Source organism: Streptomyces liangshanensis, assembly GCF_011694815.1.
Taxonomy (GTDB): domain Bacteria; phylum Actinomycetota; class Actinomycetes; order Streptomycetales; family Streptomycetaceae; genus Streptomyces; species Streptomyces liangshanensis.
On sequence record NZ_CP050177.1, the window covers coordinates 1,040,615 to 1,056,803 of the forward strand.

At 73.5% G+C, this 16,189-nt stretch carries 17 protein-coding genes and 1 pseudogene; 12 read left to right on the top strand and 6 right to left on the bottom strand.

Annotated elements, in window-relative coordinates; translation table 11 throughout:
- Positions 1 to 18 precede the first annotated feature (18 nt).
- Genes HA039_RS04565 through HA039_RS33780 form a run of 3 tightly spaced genes read left to right on the top strand, consistent with a single transcriptional unit; the run spans position 19 to position 2,239 of the window.
- Complete coding sequence (locus tag HA039_RS04565) at positions 19 to 783, top strand: glycosyltransferase family 2 protein (protein ID WP_167024126.1); 765 nt, start codon at positions 19 to 21, stop codon at positions 781 to 783.
- Positions 780 to 1,490, top strand: a complete 711-nt coding sequence (locus tag HA039_RS33775; protein WP_243869140.1) for a TIGR04282 family arsenosugar biosynthesis glycosyltransferase — start codon at positions 780 to 782, stop codon at positions 1,488 to 1,490. The genes HA039_RS04565 and HA039_RS33775 overlap by 4 nt, the downstream gene beginning before the upstream one ends.
- A gap of 2 nt (positions 1,491 to 1,492) precedes the next feature.
- On the top strand, positions 1,493 to 2,239 hold the full coding sequence (locus tag HA039_RS33780) for a class I SAM-dependent methyltransferase (RefSeq protein ID WP_243869142.1): 747 nt from the start codon (positions 1,493 to 1,495) through the stop codon (positions 2,237 to 2,239).
- Positions 2,240 to 2,275: 36 nt separating this feature from the next.
- Here the strand turns inward: HA039_RS33780 and HA039_RS04575 are convergent, their stop codons facing one another.
- The 4 genes and pseudogenes from HA039_RS04575 to HA039_RS04590 form a co-directional block, all read right to left on the bottom strand.
- Positions 2,276 to 2,596: a DUF6191 domain-containing protein gene (locus HA039_RS04575; RefSeq protein WP_167024129.1), complete on the bottom strand. Its 321-nt coding sequence runs from the start codon at positions 2,594 to 2,596 to the stop codon at positions 2,276 to 2,278.
- A 27-nt stretch (positions 2,597 to 2,623) separates the two neighbouring features.
- Positions 2,624 to 3,094, bottom strand: a complete 471-nt coding sequence (locus HA039_RS04580) for a YchJ family protein (protein WP_167024132.1) — start codon at positions 3,092 to 3,094, stop codon at positions 2,624 to 2,626.
- A 137-nt stretch (positions 3,095 to 3,231) separates the two neighbouring features.
- Positions 3,232 to 3,486 (bottom strand): annotated as a pseudogene (locus HA039_RS33785) (helix-turn-helix domain-containing protein); the annotation flags it as partial.
- On the bottom strand, positions 3,369 to 4,358 hold the full coding sequence (locus tag HA039_RS04590) for a DJ-1/PfpI family protein (RefSeq protein WP_243869144.1): 990 nt from the start codon (positions 4,356 to 4,358) through the stop codon (positions 3,369 to 3,371). The pseudogene HA039_RS33785 and the gene HA039_RS04590, both read right to left, overlap by 118 nt.
- Positions 4,359 to 4,410: 52 nt before the next feature.
- Between HA039_RS04590 and HA039_RS04595 the strand changes: the two genes are divergently transcribed.
- The 4 genes from HA039_RS04595 (at position 4,411) to araD (ending at position 8,225) form a co-directional block, all read left to right on the top strand.
- A complete protein-coding gene (locus HA039_RS04595) occupies positions 4,411 to 4,812 on the top strand; it encodes a cupin domain-containing protein (protein WP_167024135.1) in 402 nt (133 codons plus the stop codon).
- A 95-nt stretch (positions 4,813 to 4,907) separates the two neighbouring features.
- Complete coding sequence (locus HA039_RS04600) at positions 4,908 to 5,579, top strand: GntR family transcriptional regulator (RefSeq protein WP_167024138.1); 672 nt, start codon at positions 4,908 to 4,910, stop codon at positions 5,577 to 5,579.
- The gene (locus HA039_RS04605) at positions 5,576 to 6,493 is read left to right on the top strand and encodes a dihydrodipicolinate synthase family protein (protein ID WP_167021921.1); all 918 of its coding nucleotides are present in this window, start codon (positions 5,576 to 5,578) and stop codon (positions 6,491 to 6,493) included. The genes HA039_RS04600 and HA039_RS04605 overlap by 4 nt, the downstream gene beginning before the upstream one ends.
- A gap of 4 nt (positions 6,494 to 6,497) precedes the next feature.
- Entirely contained in the window at positions 6,498 to 8,225 is a 1,728-nt protein-coding gene (gene araD / locus HA039_RS04610; protein WP_167024141.1) for an L-arabinonate dehydratase, read from the top strand.
- Between the two features lie 39 nt (positions 8,226 to 8,264).
- Here the strand turns inward: araD and HA039_RS04615 are convergent, their stop codons facing one another.
- Positions 8,265 to 9,176 carry an SMP-30/gluconolactonase/LRE family protein gene (locus HA039_RS04615; protein ID WP_167024144.1) on the bottom strand — a complete coding sequence of 304 codons (912 nt, stop codon included), beginning with the start codon at positions 9,174 to 9,176 and terminating at the stop codon, positions 8,265 to 8,267.
- The gene (locus HA039_RS04620; RefSeq protein ID WP_167024147.1) at positions 9,173 to 9,976 is read right to left on the bottom strand and encodes an IclR family transcriptional regulator; all 804 of its coding nucleotides are present in this window, start codon (positions 9,974 to 9,976) and stop codon (positions 9,173 to 9,175) included. Before HA039_RS04620 ends, HA039_RS04615 begins: the two co-directional genes overlap by 4 nt.
- 201 nt (positions 9,977 to 10,177) lie before the next feature.
- Between HA039_RS04620 and HA039_RS04625 the strand changes: the two genes are divergently transcribed.
- From HA039_RS04625 to mmsA, 5 genes are all read left to right on the top strand, one after another.
- Positions 10,178 to 11,341 carry a mandelate racemase/muconate lactonizing enzyme family protein gene (locus HA039_RS04625; protein WP_167024151.1) on the top strand — a complete coding sequence of 388 codons (1,164 nt, stop codon included), beginning with the start codon at positions 10,178 to 10,180 and terminating at the stop codon, positions 11,339 to 11,341.
- Positions 11,338 to 12,387: a zinc-dependent alcohol dehydrogenase gene (locus HA039_RS04630; RefSeq protein ID WP_167024154.1), complete on the top strand. Its 1,050-nt coding sequence runs from the start codon at positions 11,338 to 11,340 to the stop codon at positions 12,385 to 12,387. The genes HA039_RS04625 and HA039_RS04630 overlap by 4 nt, the downstream gene beginning before the upstream one ends.
- A gap of 108 nt (positions 12,388 to 12,495) precedes the next feature.
- A complete protein-coding gene (locus HA039_RS04635) occupies positions 12,496 to 13,533 on the top strand; it encodes a hypothetical protein (protein WP_243869147.1) in 1,038 nt (345 codons plus the stop codon).
- A 7-nt stretch (positions 13,534 to 13,540) separates the two neighbouring features.
- A complete protein-coding gene (gene chvE / locus HA039_RS04640; RefSeq protein ID WP_167024157.1) occupies positions 13,541 to 14,647 on the top strand; it encodes a multiple monosaccharide ABC transporter substrate-binding protein in 1,107 nt (368 codons plus the stop codon).
- Positions 14,644 to 16,185: a multiple monosaccharide ABC transporter ATP-binding protein gene (gene mmsA, locus HA039_RS04645; RefSeq protein WP_167024160.1), complete on the top strand. Its 1,542-nt coding sequence runs from the start codon at positions 14,644 to 14,646 to the stop codon at positions 16,183 to 16,185. The genes chvE and mmsA overlap by 4 nt, the downstream gene beginning before the upstream one ends.
- The last annotated feature ends 4 nt before the right edge of the window (positions 16,186 to 16,189 follow it).

Genomic DNA, 16,189 nt, shown 5'->3' on the forward strand with positions numbered 1-16,189 from the left:
TTCTGAATCCCTACGGTGATGGACGTGACGCACTCGATCCCCACGACGGTTGACGTCGTACTTCCCTGTCTCGACGAGGCCCGGGCGCTGCCCTGGGTGCTGGACCGGCTGCCCGCGGGCTGGCGGGCGATCGTCGTCGACAACGGCTCGGCCGACGGCTCGGCGGAGATCGCCGCGCGGCTCGGCGCGACCGTCGTGCACGAGCCGCGGCGCGGCTTCGGCGCCGCCTGCCATGCCGGACTGCTCGCCGCCGAGGCGGAGTTCGTCTGCTTCTGCGACTGCGACGCGTCGCTCGACCCGGGGCTGCTGCCCGCGTTCGTGGCGGAGGTGGCGGCCGGCCGGGCGGACCTGGTGCTGGGGCGCCGCCGGCCGCGGGCGCGCGGGGCGTGGCCGGCGCACGCCAGGGCCGCGAACCTCGCGCTGTCCCTGCTGCTGCGCCGCAGGACCGGCCTGCGGCTGCGTGACCTGGGCCCGATGCGGGCGGCCCGCCGGGAGGCGCTGCTCGACCTGGCGCTCACGGACCGGCGCAGCGGCTATCCGCTCCAGATGGTCGTCCGCGCCGCCGACGCGGGGTGGCGGGTGACGGAGCGGGACGTGCCGTACCTGCCGCGTGCGGGGAAGTCGAAGGTGACGGGTACCTGGCGCGGGACGTGGCAGGCGGTGCACGACATGCGGGCCGTGCTGGCGCAGGAGCCGGTGGCCGGGGTGCCCGGGCCCTCCGGGGACGGTCGGGATGTACGGGACGTACAGGACGTACGGGACGAGCGGGCGGGTGTGCGGTGACCACGATCCTGGTGCTGGCCAAGGCCCCCGTACCCGGGCGGGTCAAGACGCGGCTGACCCCGCCCTTCCGGCCCGAGGAGGCCGCCGCGCTGGCGGAGGCCTCGTTGCGGGACACGCTGGCGGCCGTCCTGGCGGCGCCCGCGCGGCGGCGCGTGCTGGTGCTCGACGGGGCGCCCGGCGTGTGGCTGCCGGACGGGATCGAGGTGGTCGGGCAGGTGGCCGGGGGGCTGGACGAACGGCTCGCCGCCGCGTTCGCGGGGTGTACCGGTCCCGCCGTCCTGCTCGGCATGGACACCCCTCAGGTCACCCCCGAGCTGCTGGAACCGGCGCTGGCGCCGGACGCGTGGCTGGGGTGCGACGCGTGGTTCGGTCCGGCCGTGGACGGCGGCTTCTGGGCGCTCGGGCTCGCCGTACCGGATCCCTCGCTCCTGCTGGGCGTGCCGATGTCCGTACCCGAGACCGGTGCGGTGCAGCGGGCGCGGCTGACGGACGCGGGTCTCGCGGTACGGGACCTGCCGCTCCTGCGGGACGTCGACACCGCGGAGGACGCGAAGCTGGTGGCGGCGGAGGTGCCGGAGAGCCGGTTCGCGGAGGCGCTCGGACGGTTCCGGGGCGCGGGTACCGACGGCGCGGCGGCGCCGGTCCGGGACGCGGCCCGTACCGACGGCGACGCGCGGGCCCGGGTGACGCGGGCCGGGGTGCGGTGACCATGGGCCTCGCCAAGATCCGTACGGTGTCCCCGGCGGCGGTGCCTCGGCCGGCCGGGCCGCGGGGCCGGCGGCGTACCCCCGACGCGCCCTGGCACGCCGACCCGTACACGGACGCGCTGCGCGCGGGGCGCGGCCCGCTCTTCCTGCGCCGCTCGGACGGGTGGTTGCTGCCGCTGGAGGTGGAACGCTGGTGCGGGGGTCCCGACAGCGCCGACCTGACCGTGCTGGAGCGGTGCCGGGGAACGGTCCTCGACATCGGCTGCGGCCCGGGCCGGCTGGTCACGGCGCTGGCCGCGCGGGGACGTACCGCGCTGGGCATCGACATCAGCCCGGCGGCCGTGGCGCACACCGTGCGCGGCGGCGGGAGCGCGCTGCTCAGGTCGGTGTTCGATCCGCTGCCCCGGGAGGGGAGTTGGGACACGGCGCTCCTGATCGACGGCAACATCGGCATCGGCGGCGACCCGTCGGCGCTGCTGCTGCGGCTCGCCGGGATCGTCGGGCCGGGCGGCTCGCTGATCGTAGAGACGGCGGCCACCGGGATCGACGCGGATCTCGACGAGCGGGTCAGGGTCCGGGTGGACAACGGCAACGGCGCGCCCGGGGAGGCGTTCTACTGGTCCCGCCTCGGGGCGCACGCGCTGGTGCGCCGGGGCCGTACCGCCGGCTGGGTCCCGTCGGAGCAGTGGACGGCGGAGGGGCGGCGGTTCGTGACGCTGCGTCGGGAAGGTTCCGGGGGAAGGCCGTAGGGAGGCCGGTGGGGAATCCGGTGTCGGCGGGGAGGGTTACCGCCCGGGCCGGGGCAGGCGGACGACCGCGGTGCGCCCGTCCAGGTCGACCGTGGTCCGGTGCGGCGGCGCCCCGTCCTCCTCGTCGTCCCGCAGGACGAGCGCCGACCGGCGCTCCTTCAACTCGTTCTGCTTGCCCGGCGAGAAGGTCGCGTGGAGCTGCTCGAAGCCGGTCGCCGATATCTGCCCCTGCCGGACGCTGTTCCGCCACGGCAGCAGACCGGCCCGCCCCACGCGCAGGAGCAGTTGGTCGGCGAAGGCGGCGGCGGTCAGCAGGATGACCAGTCCGGGCAAGGTCATGAAGACGAGGAATGCCATACGCCAGTATCCGGGCGGACCGTCTTCCTAGTCCAGGTACGTGCCGTCCGCGTACACCCACGCGCCGTCGTGGCGGGTGAAGCGGCTGCGTTCGTGGAGGGCGCCCGGGTGGCCCTGCTGGGTGTACGAGGCGCGGAAGGTGACCGTGCCCGTGGTGTGGAACGCGGTGCCTTCCGTGGTGCCCAGGATCTCCAGACCGGTCCAGCGGGTGGTGGGGTCCAGTTCGAGGCCGTCCGGGCGGGTGGCCGGGTCCCACGTCCTGAGCAGGTACGACGCGTCCAGCACCACGAACGCGCTGTAGCGGGACCGCATCAGCGCCTCGGCCGTCGGCGCGGTGGCCGGGCCCACGTGGTAGCGCCCGCAGCACTCCCCGTACGGCGCGGGCCGGCCGCACGGGCAGGGCGAGGCGGCCGAGGGCGAGACCGGGGAAGGGGCGGGGGCGGGCGGGGAGTGGGGGGTGCGCGCGGGGCGCGCCGGGCGGTGGGGGCGTCGGGCCATGGGGCCATTCTGCCTCGCGGGCGGGCCTGTCCGGGCCGGGCGCGTCCCCGGGCCGGGCGCGTCCCGAGCCGTGCGCGGCGACCCGGGACGCGCGCCGACCGGGACGGGCCGCGCGCCGACCGCCGGGTCCCGGGCCGTCAGCCCGGGCCGAAGCGGCGGCGGTACGCGGTGGGCGGCAGGCCCGTGCGGCGTTTCAGCTGGGATCTCAGGTTGGTGGCCGTGCCGAGGCCGCTCAGGCGCGCCACTCGGTCCAGGCGCACTTCGCCCTCCTCCATCAGGCGGCACGCCAGGGCCACGCGCTGCGCCGTGAGCCAGGCCAGCGGGGTCGTGCCCAGTTGGGTGCGGAAGCGGCGGTGCAGGGTGGCCTGGCTGATCGTGGCGTGGGCGGCCAGGGCCTGTCCGGCGGATCTTCGTGGATCAGCCCGCGGCGTCTGGTGCCGTGCCTCGCAAGGCGGAGGACCGACCACGTACTGGATGTACTTGGTCGGTCCGACAACGCCGCGAGGTGCGGTGCCAGGCGTCGCGGGCCCACGAAGATCCGCCGGACAGGCCCTGGGTCGGCGGTGGTGAGCGCGGTCGCCAGGCGGGTGGCCGCCCAGGTCAGGAGGGGGGACAGTGAGGTGTCGGGGACCTCGGGGAGCGGCTGCTCGACGAACTGCCGCTGGCCCCCGTCGCGGTGCGGCGCGAAGACCAGGCGGCGGCTGACCGCGGCGGCCGTCCGCGCCCCGTGGTCGTGGCGGATCAGCTGGAGGCACGCGTCGAGCGCGGCCGCGCTGCCCGCCGCCGTGACGATGTCCCCGTCGTCCACGAAGAGCACGTCCGGGTCGAGCCGTACGGCGGGAAACCGCTCCGCGAACAGGTCGGCCCACCGCCAGTGGGTCGTCGCCCGGCGCCCGTCGAGCACGCCCGCCGCCGCGAGGACGAAGGAGCCGGTGCAGAAGCTCGCCAGCCGGGCGCCACGCGCCGCCGCGCCGCGTACCGCGTCCAGGACCGCCGGGGAGGGGTCGTTGCCGGGGTCGGGGCGGTTCGGGACGATCACGGTGTCGGCCCGGTCGACCGCGTCGAGACCGGACACCCCCGAGAGCCGGAAGAACCCGGCGTGCATCGTCACGGACGGGTTCTCGGCGCAGAGCTCGAAGTCGTACCAGGGGGTGTCGAGCTCCGGCCGGGCCAGGCCGAACAGCTCGGTCGCCACCCCCATCTCGAAGGGGTTCGAGCCCTCCGCGACGATCATGACCACCCGGTGCGAGAAATCTTGCGGCATGTGCGATTCCTAGCACTGTTCCCGTGCCCGGCGCCACGGCGAGGATGGGGTCATGACCACAGAACCCGCCGAGCCCATCGGTCTGACCTCCGCCCTTTCCTCCTTCGACGCCCTCTGGAGTCCGCGCATCGTGACGCGGGTCAACGACTACGACGTGCGCGTCGCGAAGGTCGCGGGCGAGCACGTGTGGCACGTCCACGAGAACACCGACGAGTTCTTCCAGGTCCTCGACGGCGAGCTGCTCATCGCGCTGCGCGAGAGCGGCGCCGAGCGGACCGTCACCCTCCCCCGCGGCTCGGTGTTCGTCGTGCCGCGCGGTGTCTGGCACAAGCCGTCCTCGGCGGCCGGCGCGTCGATCCTGCTGTTCGAGCCGAGCGGCACGCTGTCGGTGGGTGATCAGCACGAGGAGGTGCCGGACCACGTGGACGTGACGGTGGGACACGTCCTCCCCTGACCCTGACGGCGCCCTCGACGGCGCCCTTGACGCTCCGACCGTCCGGGCCTAGCCTCCCTCACCGTCGTACTTCATACGTCATATATGAGGCGCCCATGGTCTTCACGCCGGTCCCGATCCCCTCCCGCACACAGTTCGTGCTGGAGGCCGTCCGCCACCAGATCCTGACCGGCGGGCTGCCGCCGGGGCAGCCGCTCGTCGAGGCCGACCTGGCCGCGCGGTTCGGCGTGTCGAAGACCCCCGTGCGCGAGGCGCTCAAGACGCTCGCGGGCAGCGGTCTGGTCGTGATGAGCCAGTACAAGGGCGTCACGGTCCGTGCGGTCGACGCGGCGATGGCCCGGGAGGTGTACGACGTACGGCTGCTGCTGGAGCCGGAGGCCCTGCGCCGCTCGGTCGCCGCGGCTGCCCCGTTCGACGCGGCGGCGGACGCGCTGGTACGGGCCGGGGCCGCCGCCGACGCGGCCGAACGGTCCCTCGCCAACCGGGACTTCCACCGCGCGCTGTACCTCTCGTGCGGGAATCCCCTGCTGGTACGGATGCTGGACGAGGTCAGCGACCAGGCCGCGCTGGTGGCCACGGTCGCCTGGTCCGCCGACGCGACCTGGGAGCGCGAGGCGGCCGAGCACCACGACGTCCTGCGGCGGGCGCGCGCGGGCGACGCGGAGGGCGCGGCGGGGGCGCTGCACGACCACATCGCCCGCTTCGTCCGGGGAGCGTTCCCGGACGAGGCGGGGGACATACCCTCGCCGTCGCGGGGGGAGGCGTGAGCGACCTCTCCCGGGCGCGGGCCGCGCTCGCCGACGTCGTGGCCATCCCCGTGACCCCGTTCGCCGCCGACGGGAGCGTCGACACCGCCGCGTACCGCCTGCTCCTGCGCCGGCTGCTGGACGCGGGGGTACGGACCGTCACGCCCAACGGGAACACCGGCGAGTTCTACGCCCTCTCCCCCGAAGAACGGCTGCTGGTCACGGAGTTGACGGTGGCGGAGGTGGGCGGCCGCGCCGAGGTGGTGGCCGGGGTGGGCCACGACCTGGCCACGGCGGTCGCCGCCGCCCGGCACGCCAGGGACGCCGGGGCGGCCATGGTCATGGTGCATCAGCCGGTGCACCCGTACATCTCGCAGGAGGGCTGGATCGCCTACCAGCGGACCGTCGCCGACTCCGTCCCGGGCCTCGGGGTCGTCCCGTACCTCCGCGACCCGCTGATCACGGCCGGAACCCTGTCCCGGCTCGGGGAGCTGTGCCCGAACGTCATCGGTGTGAAGTACGCCGTCCCGGACGCGACGCGCTTCGCGGCCTTCGCCCGGGACGCGAGCGGTCCGGGCGGCCCCGGCCGCTTCGTGTGGGTCGCGGGTCTCGCCGAGCTCCACGCGCCCGCCCACTGGACCGGGGGCGCGACCGGCTTCACCTCCGGGCTCGTCAACGTGGCGCCGCGGCTCTCCCTCACCCTGCTCGCCGCCCTCCGCGCGGGGGACGCGGAGGCCGCGCGGGACGTGTGGGAGCGGGTCCGCCCGTTCGAGGAACTGCGCGCCGCCCGGCATTCGGCCGACAACGTGTCCGTCGTCAAGGAGGCCCTCGCCGTGCTCGGCCTCTGCCGCCGCGACGTACGCCCGCCGAGCAGCCCGCTGCCCGCCGCGACCCGCGCCGAGGTCGCGGCGCTCGTGACGGCGTGGGGGGTGTGAGGGCGTGGGGGGTGTGAAGGACCCGCGCGACCTGCGCAGCCACCAGTGGTACGGGACGGACGGGCTGCGGTCGTTCAGCCACCGCGCCCGGACCCGGCAGCTCGGCTACCTCCCCGAGGAGCATCTCGGCAAGCCGGTCGTCGCGATCCTCAACACCTGGAGCGACATCAACCCCTGCCACGTCCACCTGCGCGAGCGGGCGCAGGCGGTGAAGCGGGGCGTGTGGCAGGCCGGCGGCTTCCCGCTGGAGTTCCCGGTGTCGACCCTGTCGGAGACGTTCCAGAAGCCGACGCCCATGCTCTACCGCAACCTTCTCGCCCTGGAGACCGAGGAGTTGCTGCGCTCGTACCCGGTGGACGGCGCGGTCCTGATGGGCGGCTGCGACAAGACGACCCCCGCCCTGCTGATGGGAGCGGCGAGTGTGGACCTCCCGGCGGTGTTCGTACCGGCCGGGCCCATGCTCCCGGGGCACTGGCGCGACAAGGTGCTCGGCTCGGGGACCGACATGTGGAAGTACTGGGACGAGCGGCGGGCCGGCCTGATCGGGGACCGTGAACTCGCCGAGCTGGAGAACGGCCTCGCGCGCTCCCCCGGCCACTGCATGACGATGGGCACCGCCTCCACCCTGACGGCGGCGGCCGAGGCGCTGGGGGTGACCGTGCCCGGCGCGTCGTCCGTACCGGCGGTGGACTCGGGGCACGAGCGGATGGCGGCGGCGTCGGGCCGGCTGATCGTGGATCTCGTCGGGCGGGACCTCACCCTGTCGCGGGTGATGACGCGGGAGGCGTACGAGGACGCCGTAACGACCGTACTGGCCCTGGGGGGTTCGACCAACGCCGTCATCCACCTGATCGCCATGGCGGGGCGCAGCGGGGTACGGCTGACGCTGGACGACTTCGACCGGATCGCCCGGACGGTTCCGGTGCTGGCCGATCTGCGCCCCGGCGGGCGGTACTTGATGGAGGACTTCCACTTCGCGGGCGGACTCCCGGCGTTCCTCGGGCAGTTGACGGACCTGCTGCACCTGGACCGGCCGACGGTCGCGCACCCCACCCTGCGCGCGCAGCTGGCCGGCGCGGTGGTGCACGACGCGGAGGTGATCCGGCCGCGCGAGCGGCCGCTCGCGGCGGAGGGCGGGGTGGCGGTGCTGCGCGGCAACCTGTGCCCCGACGGGGCGGTGATCAAGCACATCGCCGCCGATCCGGCGCTGCTCCGGCACACCGGCCCCGCGGTGGTCTTCGACGACTACCGCGCGATGCAGCGGACCATCGACGATCCCGCGCTCGGCATCACGGCCGACCATGTGCTGGTGCTGCGCGGCGCGGGCCCCAAGGGCGGGCCCGGCATGCCCGAGTACGGGATGCTGCCGATCCCGGACCACCTGCTGAAGCGGGGGGTGCGGGACATGGTGCGGATCTCCGACGCCCGGATGAGCGGGACGAGTTACGGCGCGTGTGTGCTGCACGTCGCGCCCGAGTCGTACGTCGGGGGCCCGCTCGCCCTCGTCCGGACGGGCGACCTGATCACACTGGACGTGGCGGGCCGCTCGCTGCGGCTGGAGGTGCCGGACGAGGAGCTGGCCCGGCGGCGCGCGGCGTGGGTCGCGCCGGCGCCGCGGTACGGGCGGGGGTACGGCGCGCTCTACACCGAGCACATCACGCAGGCGGACACCGGGTGTGACTTCGAGTTCCTGTCGCGGGAGGGGGCGGTGCCGGATCCGTACGCGGGGTGAGGCGTCGGGGACGGTGGTCCGGTAGGGGCGTCCGGGCTGTCAGCCCGCGAAGGGGGTGGCCGGCAGTCCCTGACCCGCGTCGGGGAGGACCAGCAGGGAGCCCGACAACGGGTGCGGGCGGGCGAGGCCGACGCGGGCCGAGGTGATGTAGAGGTCGCGCAGGCCGGGACCGCCGAAGGCGCACGACGTCGGGCGGCGTACGGGGAGTTCGAGCACGCGGTCGAGGGTGCCGGACGGGGTGTAGCGGCGGATCTGGCCGCCGTCCCAGAGGGCGGCCCAGACGCAGCCGTCCGCGTCGACGGTCAGCCCGTCGAAGACACCGGCCCCGTCCTCGGCGACGGCGAAGGTGCGGCGGCCGGTGAGGCGGGGGCCGTCCGGCGCGGCGCCGCCCGGTCCGGAGCCGCCGCCGCCCGGGCCGTCCTCGACGCGGAAGGCGTCGATGCGGTGGGTGAGGCTGTCGATGTAGAACATCGTGCCGCCGTCGGGGCTCCACCCCGTGCCGTTGCCGACCCCGACCGTGAGCTGCCCGGTCGCCGTGCCGTCCGGCGCCACCCGGATCAGGCTGCCGCCGCCCGGGGCCTCGTCGTCGCGCATGCTCCCCGCCCAGAGCGCCCCGTCGGGCGCGACCGCCGCGTCGTTGCCCCTGCGGCCCGGCACGGGGTCGTGGACCAGCCAGGAGAACGAGGCGTCGGGACCGTACAGCCCGACGCCGTCCCGGAGGTTGACGACCAGGCCGCCGCCCGCCCGGGGCGCGGCGGCGCCGACGTGCTGCCCGGTGGCCATGACCGTGCGCGTGCCGTCGGCCGGGGTGTGGGTGTGGACGCGGGAGCCGAGGATGTCGACCCAGATCAGGCGGCCGGTCGCCGGGTCCCAGGTGGGTCCCTCGCCGAGGACCGCGCGTTCCCGTACGGCGACCTCGACGCGGGTGCGCCGGCGGGCGCGCGCCGTCATCGCCGGCCCCGGTGGCCGAGGCGTACGGAGAGCGCGTCCGCGCCCTCGACGGCCAGGCGGGCCAGTTCCTCCTCGCGCCCGTCGCTCCAGCGGATCATCGGGACGGAGATGGACAGGGCGGCGACGACCCGGCCCGCGCTGTCGCGGACGGGCGCCGCCACGCAGCTGACGTCCGGGTTGGACTCGCGGTGCTCGACGGCGACGCCGCGCTCCCGGGTCCTCGCCAGCTCGGCCCGCAGCACCGCGGGGTCGGTGATGCTGTCGGGGGTCATCGCGGTCAGGGTCAGCGTCGTCTCCGCCGACATCGCCGTCGAGCCGTCGTCCGCGAAGCGCCGCGCCAACTCGTCCTCGGGGAGGGACGCGAGGAGCATCTTGCCGACGGACGTGCAGTGGGCGGGCAGCCGGCGGCCGGCCGCCGAGACCATCCGGACGGCGTGCGTGGAGTCCACCTTCGCGATGTAGATGACGTCCGTGTCCTCCAGGACGGCCACGTGCACGGTCTCGTCGCAGGTCTCGGCGACCTCGCGCGCGACCCGCTGCCCCTCGGCCGCGAGGTCGAGCTGTTCCGCGTACCGGCTGCCCAGTTGGTACGTACGGACCCCGAGGCGGTAGCGGCCGGGCTGGCCGGGGAGGGGGTCCAGGTAGGCGCGGGCGGCGAGGGTGGTGAGCAGTTCGTGGACGGTGGTGCGCGGGAGTTGGAGTCTGCGGATCACGTCCGGCGCGGAGAGCGGCCCCTCGCTCTCCAGGAACAGTTCGAGCACGTCCAGGGCCCGCGTGACCGCGGGGACCAAGCGTCCCATGACGGACCACCCATCCCTTCGTTTCCGGTAGTCCGGCCGTCGGCTGTTCGATCCCTCGGTCGTCGGCCGGAATGACGAACACAGGCTAGCCGCCGCGCGACCCATTGACACCCTCACGTGCCCTGAATACGGTCACGCCACGATTTCGAACGACTGACGAAATCTCGAACATCTCCATCGGCCGGACGAGGGGTAACCGCAGTGCGCATCACGGGAATCAGTACTCATGTCGTCGGCACTCCCTGGCGCAACCTCACCTACGTCCTCGTCCACACCGACGAGGGGCTGACGGGGGTCGGCGAGACCCGGATGCTCGGCAGGACCGACGCGTTGATCGGCTATCTGCGCGAGGCCGAGGCCAACCACATCGCGGGATCGGACCCGTTCGCGGTGGAGGATCTCGTACGGCGCATGAAGTACGGCGACTTCGGGCGGGCCGGCGAGATCGTGATGTCGGGCATCGCCGTGGTGGAAATGGCCTGTTGGGACATCAAGGGCAAGGCGCTCGGCGTGCCGGTGTGGCAGTTGCTCGGCGGCAAGGTCACCGACCGGGTGAAGGCGTACGCGAACGGCTGGTACACCACCGAGCGCACCCCGGACGCCTACCACAAGGCGGCGCGCGCGGTGGTCGAGCGTGGCTACCGGGCCCTGAAGATCGACCCGTTCGGGACCGGGCACTTCGAGCTTGACCGGCCCGCGACCCGCGACGCGGTGGCGCTGATCGAGGCGGTCCGGGACGCGATCGGGCCCGACACCGAGCTGATGCTGGAGATGCACGGCCGGTTCAGCCCGGCGACGGCGGTACGGCTGGCGCGCGAACTCGCCCCGTACGACCCGGCCTGGCTGGAGGAGCCCGTACCGCCGGAGAACGTCGACGCGCTGCGCAAGGTCGCCGAGAAGGTGGACATGCCGATCGCGACCGGCGAACGCGTCCACGACCGCATCGAGTTCCGCGAGCTCTTCGCGTCGCGGGCCGTCGACATCATCCAGCCGGACGTGGGGCACATCGGCGGCATCCTGGAGGCGAGGAAGCTCGCCGCCACCGCCGAGACCCACTACGTCCTGGTCGCCCCGCACAACGTCGGCGGGTCGGTGCTCACGGCGGCGAGCCTGCAACTGGCCGCCTGCACACCGAACTTCAAGATCCTCGAACACTTCAACGACTTCGCCGACGCGGAGATCAAGAAGGTGGTGAAGGGCGCGCCCCAGGTCGACCCCGTGGACGGGTGCTTCCCGGTCTCGCACGCGCCGGGACTCGGCGTGGAGTTCGACGTGGAGGCGGCGGCCGAATTCCCCCAGCAGCGGGCGCGGTTCGACCTGTGGGCCGAGGGCTGGGAGAAGCGCGCGCCGAAGGACTCCCGGTGACCCCGCCCGGGCCGGCGACGACCCCTCCCGCGCGGGGCAGCCGGGCGATCGTCGTGGACCGGCCCGGCGTCCACCGCCTGCTGACCGGCGAGGTGCCCGGGCCGGGTCCGGGCGAGGTGCGGGTACGGGTGGCCGCCGCCGGGGTGTGCCTGAGCGACCGCGAGGTGTACGAGGGCCGGCGCGACGCGGCCTACGTCCGCTACCCGGTGACCCCCGGCCACGAGTGGTCGGGCACGGTCGACGCGGTGGGCGCGGGCGTCGGGGCGGAGCTGGTCGGCCGGCGGACCGTGGCGGAGGGCTTCCGCGCGTGCGGGGTCTGCGTCCGGTGCCGGTGCGGCGAGACGTCGCTCTGCTCGGCCGGGTACGACGAGACGGGCTTCACCCGCCCCGGCGGCTTCGCGGACCATGTGGTCGTCCCCGTACGGCTGTTGCACCTCCTCCCCGACGACGCCGACCTGCGGGCCGCCGCGCTGCTGGAGCCGGCCGCCGTGGTCGCCGCCGCCGTGCGGGCCGGGGCCCCGGAACCGGGTGCGCGGGTCGCGGTGGTGGGCGCGGGGACCCTGGGGCTGCTCGCCGTCCAGTTGCTCGCCGCCCACTCCCCCGGCGAGCTGACCGTCATCGACCCCCGGGCCGAACGGGCCCGCCTGGCGGCGGACTTCGGGGCGACCGAGGTGCGCGGCCCGGAGGAGGCGGAGAAGCTCCACGGGCACTTCGACCTCGTCCTGGAGACGGCGGGGGCGCCCACCACCGCCGCCTCGTCGTGCCTGCTCGCCCGGCGCGGCGGCCGGGTGGTGCTGACCGGCATGTTCGCGGCGGGCGCCGCCGGCATCGACCCCGTGCACCTCTCGCTGAGCCAGCTGACGGTCCGCAGTGTGTTCGGCGCGCCGTCGAGCGCCTGGACCTTCGCGGTCCGGGCCTTCACCACCGGGCTGCTGGACCCGGGACCGCTGATCACCCACACGTACCCGCTGGAGCGGTACGCGGAGGCGATCGCCCGCGTCGGCGGCGGCGATCCCGCCACGGGGAAGGTGCTGCTACGGCCCTGACGACCGGTCCGCCGGGCGGAGAAGCCCGTCAGGCGGACCCCGGACCCACCCACGCCCGACTTCCCGAACCATGTTCGGTATCTCGAACGACCATGTAAGGACGTGTCCGTGATCGACGCCCCCTCCCCCGGCCCCCGGCGCCCCGGCGACCGGGCGCTCGCCACCCTCGGCCTGGCCGCGCCCCCCGACCACCCCCGGGACGCCTCCCCCCATTCCTTCCCCGACGGCGGCCTCTGGCGCACCGAGATCCCGTCCGTAGAAGGCCCCGAGGCGCTCGCCGAGGTCTTCAAGGAGGCCTCCCGGCTCGACGTGCCGGTCCACCGCGTCAGCCAGGGCAGCGGCATCTGGATGCTCTCGGACGCCGACATCACCGAGATGGTGGACGCCTGCGCGGCAAGGGACGTGGAGCTGTGCCTGTTCACCGGACCGCGCGGCACCTGGGACATCGGCGGCTCCACCCGTACCGGATCGGGCGGGGCCGGACTGCGCGCCCGCGGCCACGACGGAGTGGCGGGCTGCGTCGAGGACGCCCTGCGCGCCGCCGAACTCGGCGTCCGCTGCCTGCTCGTGGCCGACGAGGGCGTCCTGTGGTCGCTGCACCGGCTGCGCGCCCGGGGCGTCCTGCCCGCCGACACCACGCTCAAGGTCTCGGCGCTGATCGGCCCCGTCAACCCGGCGTCGTACGCCGTGTTCGAGCGGCTCGGCGCGGACTCCGTCAACGTCCCCTCCGACCTCTCGCTCGCGCACCTCACCGAGATCCGCCGGGTCAGCCGCGCCCCCATGGACCTGTACATCGAGGCGCCCGACGACCTCGGGGGCTACGTGCGGATGTACGAGACGGCGGAGCTGATCCGGCGCGGCGCCCCGCTCTACCTCAAGTTCGGCCTCTCGAAGGCGCCCTCCATCTACCCGTACGGCGCGCACCTGCGCGACACCGCCCTCAGCGGCGCCCGGGAACGGGTGCGCCGCGGCCGGCTGGTCCTCGATCTGCTCGGCCGGCACGGCGCGGACGGCGCGATGTCGCCGCTCGGCTCCCGCCTCCCGGGCCCGCTCACCCGCTTCCCCGCCACCGAAGAACCCGTCACCGAAGAACCCGCCACCGAAGACCCCGCCACCGAAGACCGCCCCACCGAAGACAAGGACTGATGCCCTCATGCGTATCCGCCGAGCCGTGCTCACCGCCACCGCCGCGTCCCTCGTCCTGTCCCTCGCCGCCTGCGGGCAGAGCGGCGAGGGCGGCGGCAAGGAGAAGAAGGAGGGCGGCGAGGGGGCGACCATCGGCATCGCGATGCCCACCAAGTCGTCCGAACGCTGGATCGCCGACGGCAACAACATGGTCGCCCAGTTCAAGAAGCTGGGGTACCGGACGGACCTCCAGTACGGCGAGGACGACGTCGACCAGCAGGTGTCCCAGGTCGAGAACATGATCACCAAGGGCGTCGACGTGCTGGTGATCGCCGCCATCGACGGCCGGGCGCTCGGGGACGTCCTCCAGCAGGCCGCCGACCAGGACATCAAGGTGATCTCCTACGACCGGCTGATCCTCGGCAGCCCGAATGTGGACTACTACGCGTCCTTCGACAACGAGAAGGTCGGCGTCCTCCAGGCCTCGTACCTCGTCGACAAGCTCGGCCTCAAGGACGGCTCCGAGAAGGGCCCGTTCTCCATCGAGCTGTTCGCGGGCTCGCCCGACGACAACAACACGCGCTACTTCTTCCAGGGCGCGTGGAAGACCCTCAAGCCGTATCTCGACGCGAAGCAACTGGTCGTCAGAAGCGGCCAGACCGCGCTGGACCAGGTCACCACTCTGCGCTGGGACGGCGGTACGGCCCAGAAGCGGATGGACGACCTGCTGACCAAGGCGTACGGCTCGGTGGACGTGGACGCGGTGCTCTCGCCGTACGACGGCATCTCGATCGGCATCCTGTCGGCCCTGAAGTCCGACGGGTACGGGACGGCCGCGAAGCCGTACCCGCTGGTCACCGGGCAGGACGCCGAGGTGGCCTCGGTGAAGTCGATCATCGCGGGCCGGCAGACGATGACCGTCTACAAGGACACCAGGGCGCTGGCCAAGCAGGCCGTGCAGATGGCGGACGCCGTACTGAACGGCAAGAAGCCCGAGGTCAACGACGAGAAGACGTACGACAACGAGAAGAAGGTCGTGCCGGCCTTCCTGCTGGACCCGGTCAGCGTCGACAAGTCCAACTACCAGGCCGAGCTGGTCGACTCCGGTTACCTCAAGGCGAGTGACCTGAAGTGACCTCCCCCGTACTGGAGATGCGCTCCATCGTGAAGACCTTCCCCGGGGTCAGGGCGCTCTCCGACGTCAGCCTCACGGTCGCGCCCGGGGAGGTGCACGCCGTCTGCGGGGAGAACGGCGCGGGCAAGTCCACCCTGATGAAGGTGCTCAGCGGCGTTCATCCGCACGGGAGTTACGAGGGCGAGATCCTCTTCGAGGGAGCCCCCTGCGCCTTCAAGGACATCGGTGCCAGCGAGGCCCGCGGCATCGTGATCATCCATCAGGAACTGGCCCTGATCCCGTACCTGTCGATCGCGGAGAACCTCTTCCTCGGCAACGAGCACGCCACCCGGGGGGTCATCGACTGGAACAGGACACTCCTGCACGCCACTTCCCTGCTGCGGCGGGTGGGGCTGGCCGAGCATCCGCAGACCCGGGTCGCGGACCTCGGGGTCGGCAAGCAGCAGCTCGTGGAGATCGCGAAGGCGCTCGCGAAGAAGGTGAAGCTGCTGATCCTGGACGAGCCGACCGCCGCGCTCAACGACCGCGACAGCGCTCATCTCCTGCTCCTCATCAGGGAGTTGAAGGCGCAGGGCATCACCTCGATCATCATCTCGCACAAACTGAACGAGATCGCGGAGGTGGCCGACTCCGTGACCGTCCTACGGGACGGCAGGACGGTCGAGACCCTCGACGTGCGGGCGGAGTCGTTCACCGAGGACCGGATCATCCGGGGCATGGTCGGCCGCGACCTCGACCACCGCTTCCCCGAACGCACCCCGTACGAAGGTGATCCGGCGGCGCGGCCGGCGCTGGAGATCCGGGACTGGACCGTGCACCACCCCCTCGACCGGCAGCGCAAGGTCGTCGACGGGGTGTCGGTGCGCGTGCGCCGGGGGGAGATCGTCGGCATCGCCGGACTGATGGGCGCGGGCCGCACCGAGTTGGCGATGAGTGTGTTCGGGCGCAGCTACGGCCGCGACATCAGCGGGACGGTCCTCAAGGACGGCCGGGAGATCCGGACGCGGACGGTGCCCGAGGCGGTCGCGCACGGCATCGCGTACGTCACCGAGGACCGCAAGAAGTACGGCCTCAACCTCATCGACACCATCGGCAGGAACATCACCCTGGGCGCGCTGTCCAAGGTGGCCCGGCGCGGTGTGGTCGACGAGCACGAGGAGACCCGCGTCGCCGAGTCGTACCGCAGGCGCATGAACATCAAGGCGCCGACCGTCTTCGAGCAGGTGGGCCGGCTGTCGGGCGGCAACCAGCAGAAGGTCGTCCTCAGCAAATGGATCTTCGCCGGTCCGGACGTGCTGATCCTGGACGAGCCGACACGCGGGATCGACGTCGGGGCGAAGTACGAGATCTACACCGTCATCGACCGGCTCGCCGCCGAGGGCCGGGCCGTGGTCCTCATCTCCTCCGAACTCCCCGAGCTTCTCGGGATGTGCGACCGCGTCTACACGATGGCGGCCGGCCGGCTCACCGGCGAGATCGCCCGGGCGGACGCCACCCAGGAAGTCCTGATGCGCCACATGACCAAGAACACGAGGTAGTCGA

Excerpts from the sequence above, each read along its gene's own strand:
- HA039_RS04565 (WP_167024126.1), top strand. The coding sequence starts at position 19 with ATGGACGTGACGCACTCGATCCCCACGACGGTTGACGTCGTACTTCCC.
- HA039_RS33780 (WP_243869142.1), top strand. The coding sequence starts at position 1,493 with ATGGGCCTCGCCAAGATCCGTACGGTGTCCCCGGCGGCGGTGCCTCGG.
- HA039_RS04575 (WP_167024129.1), bottom strand. The coding sequence starts at position 2,596 with ATGGCATTCCTCGTCTTCATGACCTTGCCCGGACTGGTCATCCTGCTG.
- HA039_RS04580 (WP_167024132.1), bottom strand. The coding sequence starts at position 3,094 with ATGGCCCGACGCCCCCACCGCCCGGCGCGCCCCGCGCGCACCCCCCAC.
- HA039_RS04590 (WP_243869144.1), bottom strand. The coding sequence starts at position 4,358 with ATGCCGCAAGATTTCTCGCACCGGGTGGTCATGATCGTCGCGGAGGGC.
- HA039_RS04595 (WP_167024135.1), top strand. The coding sequence starts at position 4,411 with ATGACCACAGAACCCGCCGAGCCCATCGGTCTGACCTCCGCCCTTTCC.
- HA039_RS04600 (WP_167024138.1), top strand. The coding sequence starts at position 4,908 with ATGGTCTTCACGCCGGTCCCGATCCCCTCCCGCACACAGTTCGTGCTG.
- HA039_RS04615 (WP_167024144.1), bottom strand. The coding sequence starts at position 9,176 with ATGACGGCGCGCGCCCGCCGGCGCACCCGCGTCGAGGTCGCCGTACGG.
- HA039_RS04620 (WP_167024147.1), bottom strand. The coding sequence starts at position 9,976 with ATGGGACGCTTGGTCCCCGCGGTCACGCGGGCCCTGGACGTGCTCGAA.
- chvE (WP_167024157.1), top strand. The coding sequence starts at position 13,541 with ATGCGTATCCGCCGAGCCGTGCTCACCGCCACCGCCGCGTCCCTCGTC.